Here is a 14,862-nt window from a genome sequence, read left to right as displayed (position 1 = left end):
CCCCCTCGGGGGAGAGGGAGCTTGCAGGGTCTTTGTGCTGCTTTTTTAATAGCTGCTTCCGCTTGTCCACCAAGGGTTTCAAGCCATTTTGATGCAAAACCTCAGCGCACTGATCGACTTCGCCAACCCTTGGCAGCCGGCAGCACCGCGCCTGCGCCAGGCCTTTGGCACGCCACTGCAGGTGCTGCAGGCCTGGCAGCCGGGCGAGGTGCCGGCCCTGCTGCACGCCGTCGAGCAGGCCGCGCGCGCCGGCCATTGGTGCGTCGGCGCCCTGCGCTACGAGGCTGCGCCGGCCTTCGATGCCGCGCTGGCCGTCCATGAAGTGCCCGCGCAGCAAACCGTCCCGCTGGTTTGGTTCGCCGTGTATGACGCCCCGCTGCCCTGGCCGCAGCAAGGTGCTGCCGACGCACAGCCAGACGCCAGCGTGGACTGGGCCGACCCTTTGCCGCGCACCGACTTCGACGCCGCCCTGGCGCGCATCCAGCAGGGCATTGCCGAGGGCCGCTTCTACCAGGTCAACTACACCGCCCCGCTGACCGGGCGGCTGCACGCCGGCACGCCGCAGGCGCTGTTCGCCGCCCTGCAGCGCGCCCAGCCGGGCGGCTATGCGGCGCTGCTGGACATGGGCGAGGTGCAGGCGCTGTCGGTCTCGCCCGAGTTGTTCTTCGACTGGCGCGCCAGGGCGGACGGCAGCGGCGCCATCCTCACGCGGCCCATGAAGGGCACGGCGGCGCGCGGCGCCACGCCCGAGGCTGATGCACAGCGTGAGCAGCGGCTGCGCGCGTCCCCGAAGGAGCGGGCCGAGAACGTCATGATCGTGGACTTGCTGCGTAACGACCTCTCGCGCCTTGCCCAGCCGGGCAGCGTACAGGTGCCGCGCCTGCTGCAGACACAGGCGCTGCCCACCGTGTGGCAGATGACCTCGGACGTGCAGGCCGCGACGCGCGCCGGCACGCAGCTCGCTGACGTGTTTGCGGCGCTGTTCCCGTGCGGCTCGGTCACCGGCGCGCCCAAGGTCGAGGCCATGCGCGCCATCCGCCAGTTGGAGGCCGGCGCGCGCGGCATCTACTGCGGGGCTGTGGGCGTGGTGCGGCCCGATCCGCACAAGGGGGCCGGCGCGATGGCCGCCACCTTCAACGTGCCCATCCGCACGCTGGAGCTGCAGGGCAGCGAGGTGTACTGCGGCATCGGCAGCGGCATCGTCTGGGGCGCCGAGCCTGACGCCGAATGGCGCGAGTGGGCCGCCAAGCGCGCCTTCGTCGAGCGCGCCAGCCAGCCCTTCGAGCTGCTGGAGACGCTGGCGCTGGAGGAGGGCGCGCTGCGCCACCACGCCGCGCACCTGGCACGGCTGCAGCGCGCGGCCGGGCATTTCGGCTATGCGTTCGATCAGGCGGCGGTGCAGCTCTGCCTGGACGGGCTGGCGCGCGCCCACCCTTCGGGCCTGTGGCGCGTGCGTCTGCTGCTGGATGCGCAGGGCGGCGCGCGCGCCCAGGCCTTTGCCCTGGCGCCCACGGCCACGCCGGTGCTGCTGGCGCTGGCGGATCGCCCCTTCGCGCACGCGCACAGCGAGTTCGTGCGGCACAAGACCACCCGGCGCGCGCACTACGCCGCCTTTGCCCCGCCGCCGGGCAGCGGGGTGTTCGACACACTGCTCTACAACGAAGCCGGCGAGATCACCGAAACCACCTTCGGCAACGTCGCCGCGCTGCTCGATGGCCGCTGGATCACGCCGCCCCAGGCCTGCGGACTGCTGCCCGGCGTGGGCCGGGCCGAACTGCTGCGCACGGGGCGGCTGGTGGAGCAGGCATTGACCCTGGCCGACCTGCCGCGCGTGCAAGGCTGGGCCTTCGTCAACAGCCTGCGCGGCTGGCTGCCGGCACGGCTGGTGGCAGGCGCACGGCAGCGGTAGCACGCAGGGCAGGGCGCCACCACGGCGTGTCCTCCCTGAAGACCCATGAGATCGCAGCCCACCGCAAAGAGGCTGCATGAAAACCCGGGCTATGGAGTCCACGATTCAGGGTAACCTTAGAGCCAATGCAGACAATGACAGCCACATGCTTGACATGCGCTCTTTCAACGTCACATTTTTGAGCCGAGCCGAGCCGAGCCGAGCCGAGCCGCTTTAGCGCCTGTTTTTCTCCATTTGCCTTTTGAAGCGCCGTCCAGGCCAGCCTGGGCGGCGCTTTTTTGCGCCTGGTCTTTTTTGCACCCCTTCCCCGCACCCTCTGCCCAAGGATTTTTGGCATGACCCGCACCCCCGCTTCTTTGTCCCGCAGCGCCGCCCTTGCGCCCTGGCTGGCCCTGGCCCTGTGTACCGCCCCCGCCGCGCAGGCCCAGACCCACCCCCTGAACGACACCGGCATCACCTGGAGCGGCGATGCCCTCAACGGCAACGTCAGCACCTGCGATGCCAGCCACCCCGCCGGGCAAGACTGCCACTACGGGCGCGACAAGGCGGCAGCCGATGGCGTGTTGGCCAAAATCGGCGGCGGCAACGCAGGCTTTGACTTCAGCAAAATCTCCAACAGCGGCCATGTGCTGGATGCAAGCGTCGCCCTGGGCAGCGGCCCCGACGACTGGGCTTGCACGCGCGACAACGTCACCGGCCTGATCTGGGAGGTCAAGACCACCAGCGGTCTGCGCAGCCAGAGCCACACCTACACCTGGTACAACACCGACACAAACACCAACGGTGGTGCCGACGGCGCTGCAGGCAACACCACCACTTGCAGCAATACCTTGGGTGGCCAGAACTGCAACACGCAAAACTACGTTGCAGCCGTCAATGCCGGTGCAGGCTTGTGCGGCCACACCGACTGGCGCATGCCCACCATCAAGGAGCTTGAAGGCATTGCCGACCTGGGGCGTAGCAACCCGGCCATCGACCCCATCTATTTCCTGAATACACCGTCTTCGAACGTCTGGTCGGGTTCGCCCGATGCCGGCAATTCGAGCTACGCGTGGTTCGTGGGTTTCAACGTTGGCTACGCCGGCCTCGACTACCGCAGCAACGACTTCCACGTTCGCTTGGTGCGCGCGGGACAGTGATTTTGCTTTTTGCCCTGTCTGCCCATGAACCACCCCAACGCACGCGGCCCGCGCTACCGGCAATTGCCGCTGTGGCGCGATGCGCAGCGCCTGCTGCTGCAGGTGGAGCTGGCCGTGCGCGGCTTTGCCCGTTACCACAAATACACCCTGGGCAGCGAGCTGCGCCAGCAGGCCATGGCCATTTGCCGCCTGGTGGCGCATGCACTCGCGCATCCCCTCACATCCACCCCCTGCTCTCCAGGAGCCATTTCATGAAATTTCCACCCCTGCTTGCCCTGTCCCTGGGCCTGTCCGCAGGCGCAGCCCAGGCCTTGTCCTGCCAGAACAACATCCCGGCCAGCAACCCCGACAACATCTACACCGTGCATGACGACCAAACCGTCACCGACACCCGCACCGGGCTGATGTGGAAGCAATGCCTGGAGGGGCAAAACTGGGACGGCAATACCTGCACCGGGTCGGGCACGAACATGAACTGGGCCGATGCCCTTAGCACGGCTGAAGCGGCCAGCTTTGCCGGTCACAGCGATTGGCGCCTGCCCAACCTGAAGGAGTTGCGCAGCCTGGTGGAGGAATGCAAGACCGACCCCAGCATCAATGACGCGGTTTTCCGGGGAACGCCGTCTTCGGACGTCTGGTCGGGTTCGCCCGTTGCCGGCTATTCGAGCCGCGCGTGGGGCGTGAGTTTCTACGGTGGCAGCGCCAGCGGCGACGGCCGCAGCCTCAGCTACCGCGTTCGCTTGGTGCGCGCGGGACAGTCTTTGGCTCCTTTGCCGGCGCTCAGCGCCGTAGCGATCTCGGGCACGCCCACCAGCACCAGCGCGGCTTTTGTGGGTACCAGCGACAAGGCCGGCACCGGCTACTGGCTGGTGGTGCCCAGCGGCAGCACGGCACCCACGTCCGCGCAGGTCAAGGCCGGGGCGGGCTACGGCAGCGTGACACTCGTAGCCAATGGTAACGGCACGATGATAGCGGGCACGCTCGCCAGCTTTACCGCCAGCGGCCTGAGCGCGGCGACCAGCTATGACTTTTATCTGGTGGCAGAGGCTTCGGGCCAGTTGAGCGCGTCGCCAATCAAAGTGCAGTTCACCACTGCTGCCGCCGCCATCAATGGGGCTTGCGGCAGCGCCAGCGGCACGGCCAGCGCCACGGCCCCTGCTGCCAACCTGTGCAGCAGTGGTACAGAGACATCAATCACCGGCATCGGTGGCCAGTGGCAATGGGGTTGCAACGGCAGCAATGGCGGCACCAATACCGCCTGCACCGCCGCCTACGCCAGCCAGACGCTGACCATCAGCGCCAGCCCCGCCAGCATCTTCAGGGGTGGCACCAGCGCCATCAGCGCCAGCAGCAATGCGGGCCTGAGTGTGAGCCTTACGGGCAACACCCACTGCTCGGTCAACGGCACTACCGCTACGGGTACCAACCCAGGCACCTGCATCGTGACGGCCAGCCAGGCGGGCACGGGCGATACGGGCACCAACCGTTATCTGCCAGCAACCGATGCCACGGTGAATATCTCGGTGAGTACGCCACCGCCGCCACCGCCACCGCCACCGCCACCGCCACCGCCACCGCCACCGCCACCGCCACCGCCGCCACCGCCGCCACCGCCACCGCCGCCACCGCCGCCACCGCCACCGCCGCCACCGCGACCGCCCACCACCGGTGGCGACGTGCTTGACGTAACCTCTGGGCAGACCTTGGCCTTGGTCAATAACGGCAACAGCGGCACTGTCTTGCGTCTGGATGCTCCCATTGCCAGCAACCAGCCGGCCACCATTGGGCTGCCCGGCACCGGCACGCTGCAACTGACGGGCAGCAGTGGTAGCGCGTTGCTCGTGCAGCAGCCCTGGCCAGGCCAGTTCGCGCTATCGCTTACCGCCGGGCAGGTGACGCTGGTGGGCCAGAGTGCAGGTCAGTCTTTGCTGGCGCTGCCTGGCGCCGGCGCGGCCCCTGGCCCCGTGCTGCAAGGGGGCGACTGCGCCGCCACGCCCGCCAGCCTGGTGGCCAGCGTGCAAAACGGCGCTACCCAAGTAGCTGTCGCTCAGTGCCATGTGGATATCGTCGGCCCCGAACAGTCTGCCTCGCAGCCGTATTTGTGGCGCTTGTACGCCGGCGAGCAGGCGCGCTGGAGCGCACAGGGACAGATGCAAGGCCTGCCCTGGCTGGGCTCACCCAGCGGCAACCAGGGCTGGGCGGGCGACCCTTTGAGCCTGCCCACCACACCCGGCCTGACGCTGCAAACCACTGTGCCCCAGCTCAATGCCGCTGCCCAGCGCAGCGGCCAGAACGTGCTGACCCTCTTGCGCCAGCAACTGGCGGGCATGGGCCTGCAACTGGAGGGCGATGCCCCCAACGACTGGGGCGGCTGGCTGGTGCGTGACGCCCAGGGCAACCGCTACAGCGTGGCCATGCTCGGGCAGGTACGGGCCGATGCCGGCCTGCAACTGGCCGATGGCGTGCAGCACTCTGGTGACGCCGCGCCCGGCAACGGTGGGTTGGCCCTGGTACAACAACACTTGGCCGTGCCGTTGAGTCCGGCGGTCTCAGACCTGGGGGCGCTGGCTGGTTTTGTCCGTAGCCTGGGTGGCAGCACCGCTTTGCAGGCCGACGGCAGCCTGCGGCTGAACCTGTCGGGCCAGCAATGGGCGGTGCAGGCGGGCTATGCAGTCCAGGAAGGTGCCAGCCCTGGAGTGGGTACGGATGCTGCCGGCCACCTGACCTGGACTGACGCGCAAGGCCACAGCCAAACCCTGTACCCGGTGGCGCATGATTTTGCGCGTGTCCAAAGCCTGGTGCGTATGCTCGATGCCGCCGCCCAGGTGCGCGGCAACGCTGACGGCACCATCAGCGTAACCCTGCCGACCGGCCACCAAGCCCAGCACTACACCCTGGTGCCCGACTACGCCTTGCAGCGCCTGGATGTCAGTCACTTGCAAAGCACCTGGTGGTTTGGAGAGGACGGCAAGCTGTACGTGCGCTATCCCGGCCGGGGGCTGATGCAGGGCTTTGCGGTGCGTTGAGTGGTGTGAACGGCTTTGTTGCACAACTCGGGTTCACTCATGTCCCGAGATTGCCAGCCCCGCAGGTTGGCTTTGTGCAACAAAGCCCGTTTCAGTTCACAGCCGTTCCTTGACGTAGGACGGCCTGTCCATGTCCACGATTTCCACGCTCAACTGCACCAGCACGCCATCCGGGCGCGGTGTGCAGCGGCGCAGCACGCTGGCGACGCGCTCGGCCAGGTCGCCCTTGGCCTGGGGCGTGCGGCCCGACAGCAGGCGCAGTTGACCATGCACGAAGGCGCGCTGCGCCGGGGCGGTGCCGATCTCGTAGCTGTCCACGCGCCGGATGCGGGTCTTCAGATCGGCCTCGTCGGCCACCTCGGGGCTGGCGCAGACGGCGGCGTTCAGCGCGGCCAGCGCCTCGCGCTCAGGGAAGTCCGGCAGGTTGGACGAGTATTCGACGATCAGATGGGGCATAGAGGCCTCGCAGGATGGATGAACAAGCCGCCGCTCAATGCGCCGGCGGCACCAGGATGGTGGGTGCGGCTGGCGCCGCCAGTTCGGGCCAGTCGCGGCTGTAGTGCAGGCCACGACTCTCGCGGCGCAGTTGGGCGCTTTTGACGATCAGCTCGGCCACCTGCACCAGGTTGCGCAGCTCCAGCAAGTCGCGCGAGACGTGGAAATTGGCGTAGAACTCGTCTATCTCGCCCTGCAAGAGCGCGATGCGGTGCGCCGCGCGCTCCAGGCGCTTGTCGGTGCGCACTATGCCCACGTAGTCCCACATGAAGCGGCGCAGCTCCTCCCAGTTGTGCGAGATGACCACGCACTCGTCGGCGTCCGTGACCTGGCTGTCGTCCCAGGCGGGCAGGGCGGCAAGCGCCTTGGCGCTGTCTTGTGCGATGTGGGCAGCGGCGGCACGTGCCAGCACCATGCACTCCAGCAGCGAGTTGCTGGCCAGCCGGTTGGCGCCGTGCAGCCCGGTGCAGGCGGTCTCGCCAATGGCGTACAGGCCGGGGATGTCGGTGCGCCCGGCCAGGTCGGTGAGCACGCCGCCGCAGGTGTAGTGCGCCGCTGGCACCACGGGGATGGGCTGGCGTGTGATGTCCAGCCCCAGCTCGGCGCAGCGCGCGGCGATGTTGGGAAAGTGCTCCAGGATGAAATCCCGGCCCTGGTGCGAGATGTCCAGATACACGCAGTCCAGGCCACGCTTTTTCATCTCGAAGTCGATGGCGCGCGCCACCACGTCGCGCGGGGCCAGCTCGGCGCGTGCGTCGTGCTGCGGCATGAAGCGCGTACCGCCCGCAGATTCCGGCAGCAACAGCCGCCCGCCCTCGCCGCGCACCGCCTCGGTGATCAGAAAGGACTTGGCCTGCGGGTGGTACAGGCAGGTCGGGTGGAACTGGATGAACTCCAGATTCGCCACGCGGCAGCCGGCGCGCCAGGCGGTGGCGATGCCGTCGCCCGTGGCCGTGTCGGGGTTGGTGGTGTACAGATAGACCTTGCCCGCCCCGCCCGTGGCCAGGATGGTGTGCGGGGCGCGGAAGGTGGCCACCCGGTCGGTGGCCTCATCGAGCGCATACAGGCCCAGGCAGCGCTGGCCGCCCTGCAGCCCCAGCTTGCGCGCCGTGATGACATCGACCAGCGTGTGCTGCTCGAAAACCTGGATGTTCGGCGTGGCGCGCACCGCCTCGATCAGCGTGCGCTGCACCGCCGCCCCGTGGCGTCCTGGGCATGGACGACGCGCCGCGCGCTGTGCCCGCCCTCGCGCGTCAGGTGCAGCTGCCCGCCCTCGCCGGAAAACGGCACGCCCAGCTGCTGCAGCCAGGCGATGCACTCGGGCGCGCCCTCGACCACGGCGCGCGTTGCGCCCAGGTCGCACAGGCCGGCGCCGGCCACCACGGTGTCGCGCACGTGGGCCTCGAAGCTGTCGTCCGGCGCCAGCACGGCAGCGATGCCACCCTGCGCCCAGCTGCTGGCGCCGTCGGGCAGGGCGCGCTTGGTCAGCACGGCGACGCGGTGGGTGGGGCTGAGCTGCAGCGCGGCCGTCAGGCCAGCCAGGCCGCTGCCGACGATCAGGACATCGAAGTCGTGGTGTTGGCGGTTCATGGGGAGGATGGAAGGGTGGGCGCGCCCGGCATCAGGCGGGGGTGTAGGCCAGGCGCACGTAGATGGGCGCAAAGGCTTCGGCCTGGGTGATCTCGACCAGGGTTTCCTTGGCCAGCTCCAGCAGGGCGATGAAGGTCACGACCAGCACCGTGCTGCCGCGCGCCGGCTCGAACAAATCCTCGAAGGGCGTGAAGCGCCGGCCCTGCAGGCGCTTGAGCACATGGCTCATGTATTCGCGCACCGACAGCTCCTCGCGCGTGATGCGGTGGTGCTGCACCAGCCGGGCGCGGCGCAGGATGTCGGCCCAGGCCTGCTGCAACTCGCCCGCCTCGACGTCCGGCAGGCGCAGCAGCCGGCTTTGCTCGATGTGTACGCGCGCCGCCAGCACGTCGCGCCCGAACTGCGGCAGGGCGTGCAGCTGCTGGCCGGCCAGCTTCATCTGCTCGTATTCGAGCAGCCGGCGCACCAGCTCGGCGCGCGGGTCTTCAGGCTCGGCTGCGCCCTCCTGGCGGCGCGGGGGCAGCAACATGCGCGACTTGATCTCGATCAGCAGCGCCGCCATGAGCAGGTATTCGGCGGCCAGCTCCAGGTTGCGGCTGCGGATCTCCTCGACATAGCCCAGGTACTGGCGCGTGACATCCACCATGGGGATGTCCAGGATGTTGAAATTTTGCTTGCGGATCAGGTACAGCAGCAGATCCAGCGGGCCTTCAAAGGCCTCCAGGAAGACTTCCAGCGCATCGGGCGGGATGTACAAGTCCTGTGGCAGCGCAAACAGCGGCTCGCCGTACAGGCGCGCCAGGGCGACTTGATCGACCACCTCGGGCGGGGCGTCGGTGGCGGTTTGCATTGCTATTATATCAATAGCTGACAGCGCTTGTCAGACAAGGGTTTGAGCCGTATTTCTTCATTACTCTTGAAGGGCAGGCCGGCAGCGCTGCACCACCGATCGTCAGCCGTGCGTCTGATAGACGTAGGGCTGCTGCGCCACGCGGCCAGCCTTGTAGTCGTCCCACAGGTCGCGATCGACCGGCTTGTCCCACAGCAGCGCGCGCCCAGCCTGCTGCTGGGTGTCCAGCTCGGGGCGCTGGGCCTTGAGCTGGTTGATGAACTGCGTGGCTTCGGACTGGTAGTCGGGGCGGCGGAAGAAGGACATGGCGCTTGGATGGCAAGGGGGTGGGGAAAGACCGGGTGGCCTCTCGGGCTACATTCACGGCAACCGGGCATTCTAGCCAGCGCACCTGCCGCGCCGGCGCCCGCATCGAAGAGAGCAAACCATGGCGTCAACCCCCTGGATCAAGCGCGCCGGCACAGCAGCCCTGGCCGCGCTGACCACCCTGGCAGGCCTGGGCCTGGCTGGCTGCGACGAGCAGCGCATCCGCGAGCTGGAGGAAGGCCTGTCCACCGAGGCCCAGGTGCGCGAGCGCTTTGGCCAGCCCGACCGCATCTGGCCCGAGGAGGGCGGCGCGCACACGCTGGAATACAACCGCCAGCCGGCTGGGCGGCGCAACTACATGATCACCATCGGGGCGGACGGCCGCATGAGCGCGCTGCAGCAGGTGCTGGCGCCGCACCACTTCGACAAAATCCAGCCCGGCATGACCGAAGAGCGCGTGCGCCGCCTGCTGGGCCTGCCGGCCAAGCGCATGACCTACGAGCTCAAGCAGCAGACCGAGTGGGACTGGTACTGGAGCGACGGCCCGGGGCGCGACATGATCTTCACCGTGGTCTTCGACGCCGCCACGGGCCGGGTGCTGCGCAGCGGCGCCAGCGAGCGCCTGCACGACGGGCCGTGAGCGTTGGGCGCTGGGCGCCGTGCGGACTGCCCCGCCAAACGCCCAACGCCAGACGCACAACCCTCTTAGAGCGTGTTTACGATCCCCGCGCGGGTGCGCGAGCGCGGCCTCGGGCGGTCTGCGGCGTTGCAAATCCTCGCGATAGCACGGGCTATCGCTGCGGTTTGCGCCTGGCAGCCCATCCCGATCCGCACCCGCGCCCCTGCGCGCGGAGATCGTAAACACGCTCTTACGGCGCGATGCCGCGCTTGAGCGCCTGCGCCAGCGGCCCCGGCAGGCGCTTGAGCGAGCCCAGCAGGTGTGGCAGCACGCGCAGCTTCAGGCCCGTGAGCGTGGGCGGCACCACAGCCTCGATCAGGTGCGGGCCGGGCGTGCGCAGGGCGTGCGCCAGCGCCTGCACGAAATCCTCGGTAGTCGTGGCGCGCCGCGCCGGCACGCCCATGCCGCCGGCCAGCTGCACGAAGTCCAGCGCCGGCGTGCCGATGTCGAGCTGGCTGCGCGCCTTCTCGCCCGCGCCCTCGGCGCCCACGCGCTGCAGCTCGACGTTCAGGATGGCGTAGGAGCGGTTGTTGAAGATGATGCTCACCACATCGAGCCGCTCGCGCGCCATCGTCCACAGCGCCTGCAGGTTGTACATGGCCGAGCCGTCGCCCGACAGCGCCAGCACCTTGCGATCCGGGCAGGCGATGGCCGCGCCCACGGCGCAGGGCAAGGCCTGGCCAATCGCCCCGCCGGTGAGCGTCAGCAGGTCGTGGCGCGGGCTGCCGGCGGTGAACATGGGCAGCATGATGCCGCTGGTCTGCGCCTCGTCCATGATGATGGCGCGCTCGGGCAGCAGGTGGCCAATGGCCTTGCAGACCTTGTCGGCGGTGAACTTGCCCTGCGGCAGCTCGGGGCGCCGGGGCGCTTGCAAGAGCGGCTGCGCGGCCTGCGCGCCGGTGGCGTCCAGCAGGCGCTGCACGCTGGCGGCCACGTCCTCATGCGGCGCGGCCAGGGTGTGTACCTGGCAGCCGCGCGGCACCAGGTCGCTGTCCTTGCCGGGGTAGGCGAAGAACGATACGGGCGACTTGGCATCGACCAGGATCAGATGCTCCAGGCCCGACAGCTGTACCGACGCCAGCTCGGCCAGATAGGCGATGCGCTCGACGTGCGGCAGGCCGGCGCCGCGCTCCATGCGCGTCGGAAACACTTCGGCAAACAGGCGTGCGCCGGTGTGCTGGGCGATGCGCGAGAGGTTTTGCAACATGCCATCCCGCAGCGCCCGGCCGCCCAGCAGCAAGGCGGTCTTTTTGCCGCTGGCGGCCAGCGCACGCGCGATGGCCTGCACGCGCGCTGCGTCGGCTGCCGGGGCCGGAGGCGGCGGCAGGCAGGTCTGCGGCACGCCGCCCTCGCCCCAGGACACGTCGGCGGGCAGGATCAGCGTGGCCACGCCACCCGGCGGGCCCATGCAGGCAGTGAGCGCCTCGGCGGCGTCGCGGCACAGCTCGGCGGTGCTCATGCTGGTGCGCACGAAGTCGGGCGAAACGTTGCGCGCCACCGTTTCGATGTCGGACTGCAACTGGGCGTCGTAGCGCATGTGGTGCGTGGCGTGGTCGCCGACGATGTTGAGCACCGGCACCTTGCCTTTGCGGGCGTTGTGTAGGTTGGCCAGGCCGTTGCCCAGGCCGCAGCCCAGGTGCAAGAGCGTGGCGGCGGGCTTGCCGGCCATGCGCGCGTAGCCGTCGGCGGCGCCGGTGGCCACGCCCTCGAACAGGGCCAGGACGGCGCGCATCCGGGGCTCGGTGTCCAGCGCGGCGACGAAGTGCATCTCGCTGGTGCCGGGGTTGGAGAAGCAGACCTCGATGCCGGCATCGGCCAGGGTCTTGATCAGGGCTTGGGCGCCGTTCATGGCGAAATCCTTCCGCTGCAAGGGTTGGGTTTTGCTGCTGAAAACATAGCTATCAGCGCTTGATACACAAGGGTTTGAGCCATATTTGACTATTTTTTTCAGGCAGACCCGGACTCCAGTTGCGCGGCGCCAATGTCGGCCACGCAGGTGACGCCGGTGAGCATCATGGCCAGCTCGAATTCGCGCTGCCAAAGCGCCAGCAGCTGGCGCACAGCGGCCTCGCCGCCGCCGGCCAGCGCCCAGATCCAGGCGCGCCCGATCAGCACGCCGTGCGCGCCCAGGGCCAGCGCCTTGAAGACATCGGTGCCACTTCGCACGCCGCCGTCGAGCAGCACTTCGGTGCGCCCGCCCACGGCAGCGGCAATCGCCGGCAGCGCGGCGATGGTCGAGGGCACGCCGTCGAGCTGGCGCCCGCCGTGGTTGGACACCACGATGCCGTCGGCGCCGCTGTCCAGCGCGGCGCGCGCGTCCTGCGCGTCCAGGATGCCCTTGAGCAGCAGCCGCCCGCGCCAGTGCTGGCGCAGCCAGTCGATGTCGCGCCAGCTCACCGTGGGGTCGAACTGCGCGTCCACCCAGGCCTTGAAGGCGTTCAGGTCGCGCCCGCCGGGCACCTGTTCGGTCAGGCAGCCGAAAGTGAGCGGCTTGCCGCGCAGCGCCACGTCCCAGGCCCAGCGCGGGCGCGCCAGCACCTGCGCGGCGCGCAGCAGGCCGGCGCGCGCACCGCTGTGCGCCAGGCCGTTGCGCACGTCGCGCAGGCGCGGGCCGGTGGCGGGCAGATCGACGGTGAAGACCAGCGTGCGGCAGCCCAGTTGCCAGGCCTTGTCCAGCAGCGCGCGCACGGCGGCGCGCTCGCGCAGCATGTACAGCTGGAACCACGGCGGTGGGCTGCCGGTCAGCGCGGCGGCGCAGACTTCATCCAGCGCGCAGATGCCCACCGTGGACAGGGTGAAGGGCAGGCCGGCGCTGCTGGCTGCGCGCATGGCCTGCGCCTCGCCCCGGCGCGCCATCATGCCGGCCAGGCCGACCGGGGCCAGCGCCAGCGGCATGGCGCAGTCCTGCCCGGCCAGCCGGGTGCGCGTGTCCACGGCGCCGACATCGACCAGCACGCGCTGGCGCAGGCGGGCGTGGCAGAAGTCCTGCACGTTGGCTGCCAGCGTCTGCTCGGCACTGGCGCCGCCATCGAGGTAGTCGAACAGAAAGCGCGGCAGGCGCCGGCGCGCGCGCTCGCGCCAGTCCAGGGCGGTGGCCGGGTAGCTCAGGGCTTTCATGACACGGCCTTGCCGGTAATGCTGGCCGCCGCCGCCCGCGCCGTCAGGATGCAGCCGGGCAGGAAGGTGCCCTCCAGCGAGCGCCGGCCACTGGCGCCGCCGCCGCCAAAACCCGCTGCCTCGCCCACGGCGTACAGGCCGGCGATGGGGCTGCCCGTGCCATCGAGCACCCGGCTTTGCAAGTCGGTGGCCAGCCCGCCCAGGCTCTTGCGCGTGATCAGCTGCATGTGGATGGCGATGAAGGGGCCGGCGCCGGGCTTTTGCAGCGGCGCCGGCGCGCAGGTGCGCAGCTTGTCCGGTGGCCACTGGCGCGCGTGCAGGATGCGGCGGATCTGGTCGTCGTTGTGCAGCTTGAGGCTGGCGCCGGCGGCGAAGTTGGCGTCGAAGGCATCGGCCGTGGCCTGCAGTGTCTCAGGCCGGATGTGCTGGCCGCCGGTGAGCTGGTTCATCCTGGCGGCCAGGCCAGCCAGCGTGTCGTCCACCAGGAAATGCGGGCTTTCCTGCTGCATCTGGCGCACCAGGCGATGGTTGCCCAGCAGGGTTTCCTTGACGAACAGCGGAAACTGCATGTCGCGGATGCGCTGGTTGTGCTCGGCGCCGGAGATGGCAAATTCCTTGGCGGCGATGCGCCAGTTCAGCAGGTGCCACGTCCAGGGCTGCTCCTGCTCGGCCACGCGCCGGCACAGCCAGTGCGTGTCAAAGCCCGTGACCAGCGGCTCGGGGCCGATGCGCCGGCCCGTGTGATCCAGCCACAGCGCCGATTTGCACGGGATGGCCGACAGGCCGTGGCCCTCGAAGTGCGGCTGCGGGTGGGGAAAGCCGGCGGCGTAGTTCCACATCTCGCCGGCATTGCGGATGCTGGCGCCCAGGGCCGCAGCGGCGTGGTGCAGCGCGCCATCGGCAAAGGGGTGGGCGCCGTTGAGCATGGTGCGCGGCAGCGGGCGGCCTTGCGGCCAGTTGGCGCGCGTCTTTTCATGGCCGCCGTTGATGCCGCCGGTGGCCAGCACCACCACATCGGCGCGCAGGCGCACCTCGCCGCCGCTGGCCTCGTCGATGGCCGCGGCGCCGCGAATGCGCCCGCCCTCGTGGTCGAGCCGGGTGACGCGGTGGCGGTGCAACAGCGTCAGCCGCCCGCCACTGCCGGCGCCTTGCAGCAGCTCGATCATGCGCAGCGTCAGCCGCCGCGAGGTGCCCCAGACGATGTGGTAGCGCGGCAGGCTGTTGCCGTCGCCCAGGCGCCCGCGCTCGACCCAGTTCACGGCGGGCATGAATTTCAGGCCCTGCGAGAGCAGCCAGTCATAGACCTGCGTGCGCGAGTGCTCGACGTAGTGCCGCGCCCAGGCCAGGGCGTGCGGGTTGGCGAGGCTGTCCAGCTCGCCAAAGCGCAGCCAGTCGGCCAGGGCGCGCTCGGGGCTGTCGGGGATTTTCATCTTGGCCTGCAGCGGCGTGCCGATCAGCGCCATGCCGCCAAAGGCCCACAGCGCCAGGCCGCCGAAGCGCTCGGGCGTGTCGCGATCGACCAGCGCCACGCGCTGGCCGGCGCGCAGGGCCTGCAGGGCGCAGACGATGCCGGCCAGGCCGCCGCCGACCACCAATACGTCGGCTTGCACGGGGGAATTCATGTCGTGTGTCTCCTCGGGCTGTGCGCTCTGGCGGGCATGGCGGCGAAACCTGTCTGGGCCACCTGCCCCGGCGCGCTGGCGCAAGAGTACGGCCTATCATCCCGCTGCGATTGACTTTGCAGGACACGA

12 protein-coding genes and 1 pseudogene are annotated in these 14,862 nt (G+C 69.4%); 5 read left to right on the top strand and 8 right to left on the bottom strand.

The window, feature by feature from the left end:
- Positions 1 to 91: 91 nt before the first annotated feature.
- From IDM45_RS10255 to IDM45_RS10240, 4 genes are all read left to right on the top strand, one after another.
- Positions 92 to 1,909: a chorismate-binding protein gene (locus tag IDM45_RS10255; protein ID WP_209422750.1), complete on the top strand. Its 1,818-nt coding sequence runs from the start codon at positions 92 to 94 to the stop codon at positions 1,907 to 1,909.
- 335 nt (positions 1,910 to 2,244) lie between these two features.
- A complete protein-coding gene (locus IDM45_RS10250) occupies positions 2,245 to 3,048 on the top strand; it encodes an Lcl C-terminal domain-containing protein (protein ID WP_209422749.1) in 804 nt (267 codons plus the stop codon).
- A 24-nt stretch (positions 3,049 to 3,072) separates the two neighbouring features.
- A complete protein-coding gene (locus IDM45_RS10245) occupies positions 3,073 to 3,303 on the top strand; it encodes a four helix bundle protein (RefSeq protein WP_209422748.1) in 231 nt (76 codons plus the stop codon).
- Positions 3,300 to 6,074 carry an Lcl C-terminal domain-containing protein gene (locus IDM45_RS10240; RefSeq protein WP_209422747.1) on the top strand — a complete coding sequence of 925 codons (2,775 nt, stop codon included), beginning with the start codon at positions 3,300 to 3,302 and terminating at the stop codon, positions 6,072 to 6,074. Before IDM45_RS10245 ends, IDM45_RS10240 begins: the two co-directional genes overlap by 4 nt.
- Before the next feature lie 96 nt (positions 6,075 to 6,170).
- Here IDM45_RS10240 and IDM45_RS10235 read toward each other — a convergent pair whose 3' ends face one another.
- The 5 genes and pseudogenes from IDM45_RS10235 to IDM45_RS10220 form a co-directional block, all read right to left on the bottom strand.
- Positions 6,171 to 6,530, bottom strand: coding sequence for a 5-carboxymethyl-2-hydroxymuconate Delta-isomerase (locus IDM45_RS10235; protein ID WP_209422746.1), 360 nt, complete (start codon positions 6,528 to 6,530; stop codon positions 6,171 to 6,173).
- 34 nt (positions 6,531 to 6,564) lie between these two features.
- Positions 6,565 to 7,932 carry an L-aspartate oxidase gene (gene nadB, locus IDM45_RS10230; RefSeq protein ID WP_325168964.1) on the bottom strand — a complete coding sequence of 456 codons (1,368 nt, stop codon included), beginning with the start codon at positions 7,930 to 7,932 and terminating at the stop codon, positions 6,565 to 6,567.
- Positions 7,875 to 8,159 (bottom strand): annotated as a pseudogene (locus IDM45_RS18105) (FAD-dependent oxidoreductase); the annotation flags it as partial. The pseudogene IDM45_RS18105 and the gene nadB, both read right to left, overlap by 58 nt.
- Before the next feature lie 31 nt (positions 8,160 to 8,190).
- Positions 8,191 to 9,009, bottom strand: a complete 819-nt coding sequence (locus tag IDM45_RS10225; protein WP_209422745.1) for a segregation and condensation protein A — start codon at positions 9,007 to 9,009, stop codon at positions 8,191 to 8,193.
- Positions 9,010 to 9,111: 102 nt separating this feature from the next.
- Entirely contained in the window at positions 9,112 to 9,315 is a 204-nt protein-coding gene (locus tag IDM45_RS10220; RefSeq protein WP_209422744.1) for a DUF3460 family protein, read from the bottom strand.
- 121 nt (positions 9,316 to 9,436) lie between these two features.
- On the opposite strand from IDM45_RS10220, the gene IDM45_RS10215 reads away from it, so the two are divergent.
- Positions 9,437 to 9,955 carry an outer membrane protein assembly factor BamE gene (locus IDM45_RS10215; protein ID WP_209422743.1) on the top strand — a complete coding sequence of 173 codons (519 nt, stop codon included), beginning with the start codon at positions 9,437 to 9,439 and terminating at the stop codon, positions 9,953 to 9,955.
- 229 nt (positions 9,956 to 10,184) lie between these two features.
- Here the strand turns inward: IDM45_RS10215 and IDM45_RS10210 are convergent, their stop codons facing one another.
- The 3 genes from IDM45_RS10210 to IDM45_RS10200 form a co-directional block, all read right to left on the bottom strand.
- Complete coding sequence (locus IDM45_RS10210; protein ID WP_209422742.1) at positions 10,185 to 11,843, bottom strand: acetolactate synthase large subunit; 1,659 nt, start codon at positions 11,841 to 11,843, stop codon at positions 10,185 to 10,187.
- Positions 11,844 to 11,941: 98 nt separating this feature from the next.
- Positions 11,942 to 13,111: an L-lactate dehydrogenase gene (locus tag IDM45_RS10205; RefSeq protein WP_209422741.1), complete on the bottom strand. Its 1,170-nt coding sequence runs from the start codon at positions 13,109 to 13,111 to the stop codon at positions 11,942 to 11,944.
- Positions 13,108 to 14,733: an FAD-dependent oxidoreductase gene (locus IDM45_RS10200; RefSeq protein WP_209422740.1), complete on the bottom strand. Its 1,626-nt coding sequence runs from the start codon at positions 14,731 to 14,733 to the stop codon at positions 13,108 to 13,110. Before IDM45_RS10200 ends, IDM45_RS10205 begins: the two co-directional genes overlap by 4 nt.
- Positions 14,734 to 14,862: the final 129 nt, after the last annotated feature.

Source organism: Melaminivora jejuensis, from assembly GCF_017811175.1.
Lineage (GTDB): Bacteria > Pseudomonadota > Gammaproteobacteria > Burkholderiales > Burkholderiaceae_C > Melaminivora > Melaminivora jejuensis.
The sequence above is the reverse complement of the archived record's forward strand: the minus strand, read 5'-3'. Positions and strand labels throughout refer to the sequence as shown.

Excerpts from the sequence above, each read along its gene's own strand:
- IDM45_RS10255 (WP_209422750.1), top strand. The coding sequence starts at position 92 with ATGCAAAACCTCAGCGCACTGATCGACTTCGCCAACCCTTGGCAGCCG.
- IDM45_RS10250 (WP_209422749.1), top strand. The coding sequence starts at position 2,245 with ATGACCCGCACCCCCGCTTCTTTGTCCCGCAGCGCCGCCCTTGCGCCC.
- IDM45_RS10245 (WP_209422748.1), top strand. The coding sequence starts at position 3,073 with ATGAACCACCCCAACGCACGCGGCCCGCGCTACCGGCAATTGCCGCTG.
- IDM45_RS10240 (WP_209422747.1), top strand. The coding sequence starts at position 3,300 with ATGAAATTTCCACCCCTGCTTGCCCTGTCCCTGGGCCTGTCCGCAGGC.
- IDM45_RS10235 (WP_209422746.1), bottom strand. The coding sequence starts at position 6,530 with ATGCCCCATCTGATCGTCGAATACTCGTCCAACCTGCCGGACTTCCCT.
- IDM45_RS10225 (WP_209422745.1), bottom strand. The coding sequence starts at position 9,009 with ATGCAAACCGCCACCGACGCCCCGCCCGAGGTGGTCGATCAAGTCGCC.
- IDM45_RS10220 (WP_209422744.1), bottom strand. The coding sequence starts at position 9,315 with ATGTCCTTCTTCCGCCGCCCCGACTACCAGTCCGAAGCCACGCAGTTC.
- IDM45_RS10215 (WP_209422743.1), top strand. The coding sequence starts at position 9,437 with ATGGCGTCAACCCCCTGGATCAAGCGCGCCGGCACAGCAGCCCTGGCC.
- IDM45_RS10210 (WP_209422742.1), bottom strand. The coding sequence starts at position 11,843 with ATGAACGGCGCCCAAGCCCTGATCAAGACCCTGGCCGATGCCGGCATC.
- IDM45_RS10205 (WP_209422741.1), bottom strand. The coding sequence starts at position 13,111 with ATGAAAGCCCTGAGCTACCCGGCCACCGCCCTGGACTGGCGCGAGCGC.
- IDM45_RS10200 (WP_209422740.1), bottom strand. The coding sequence starts at position 14,733 with ATGAATTCCCCCGTGCAAGCCGACGTATTGGTGGTCGGCGGCGGCCTG.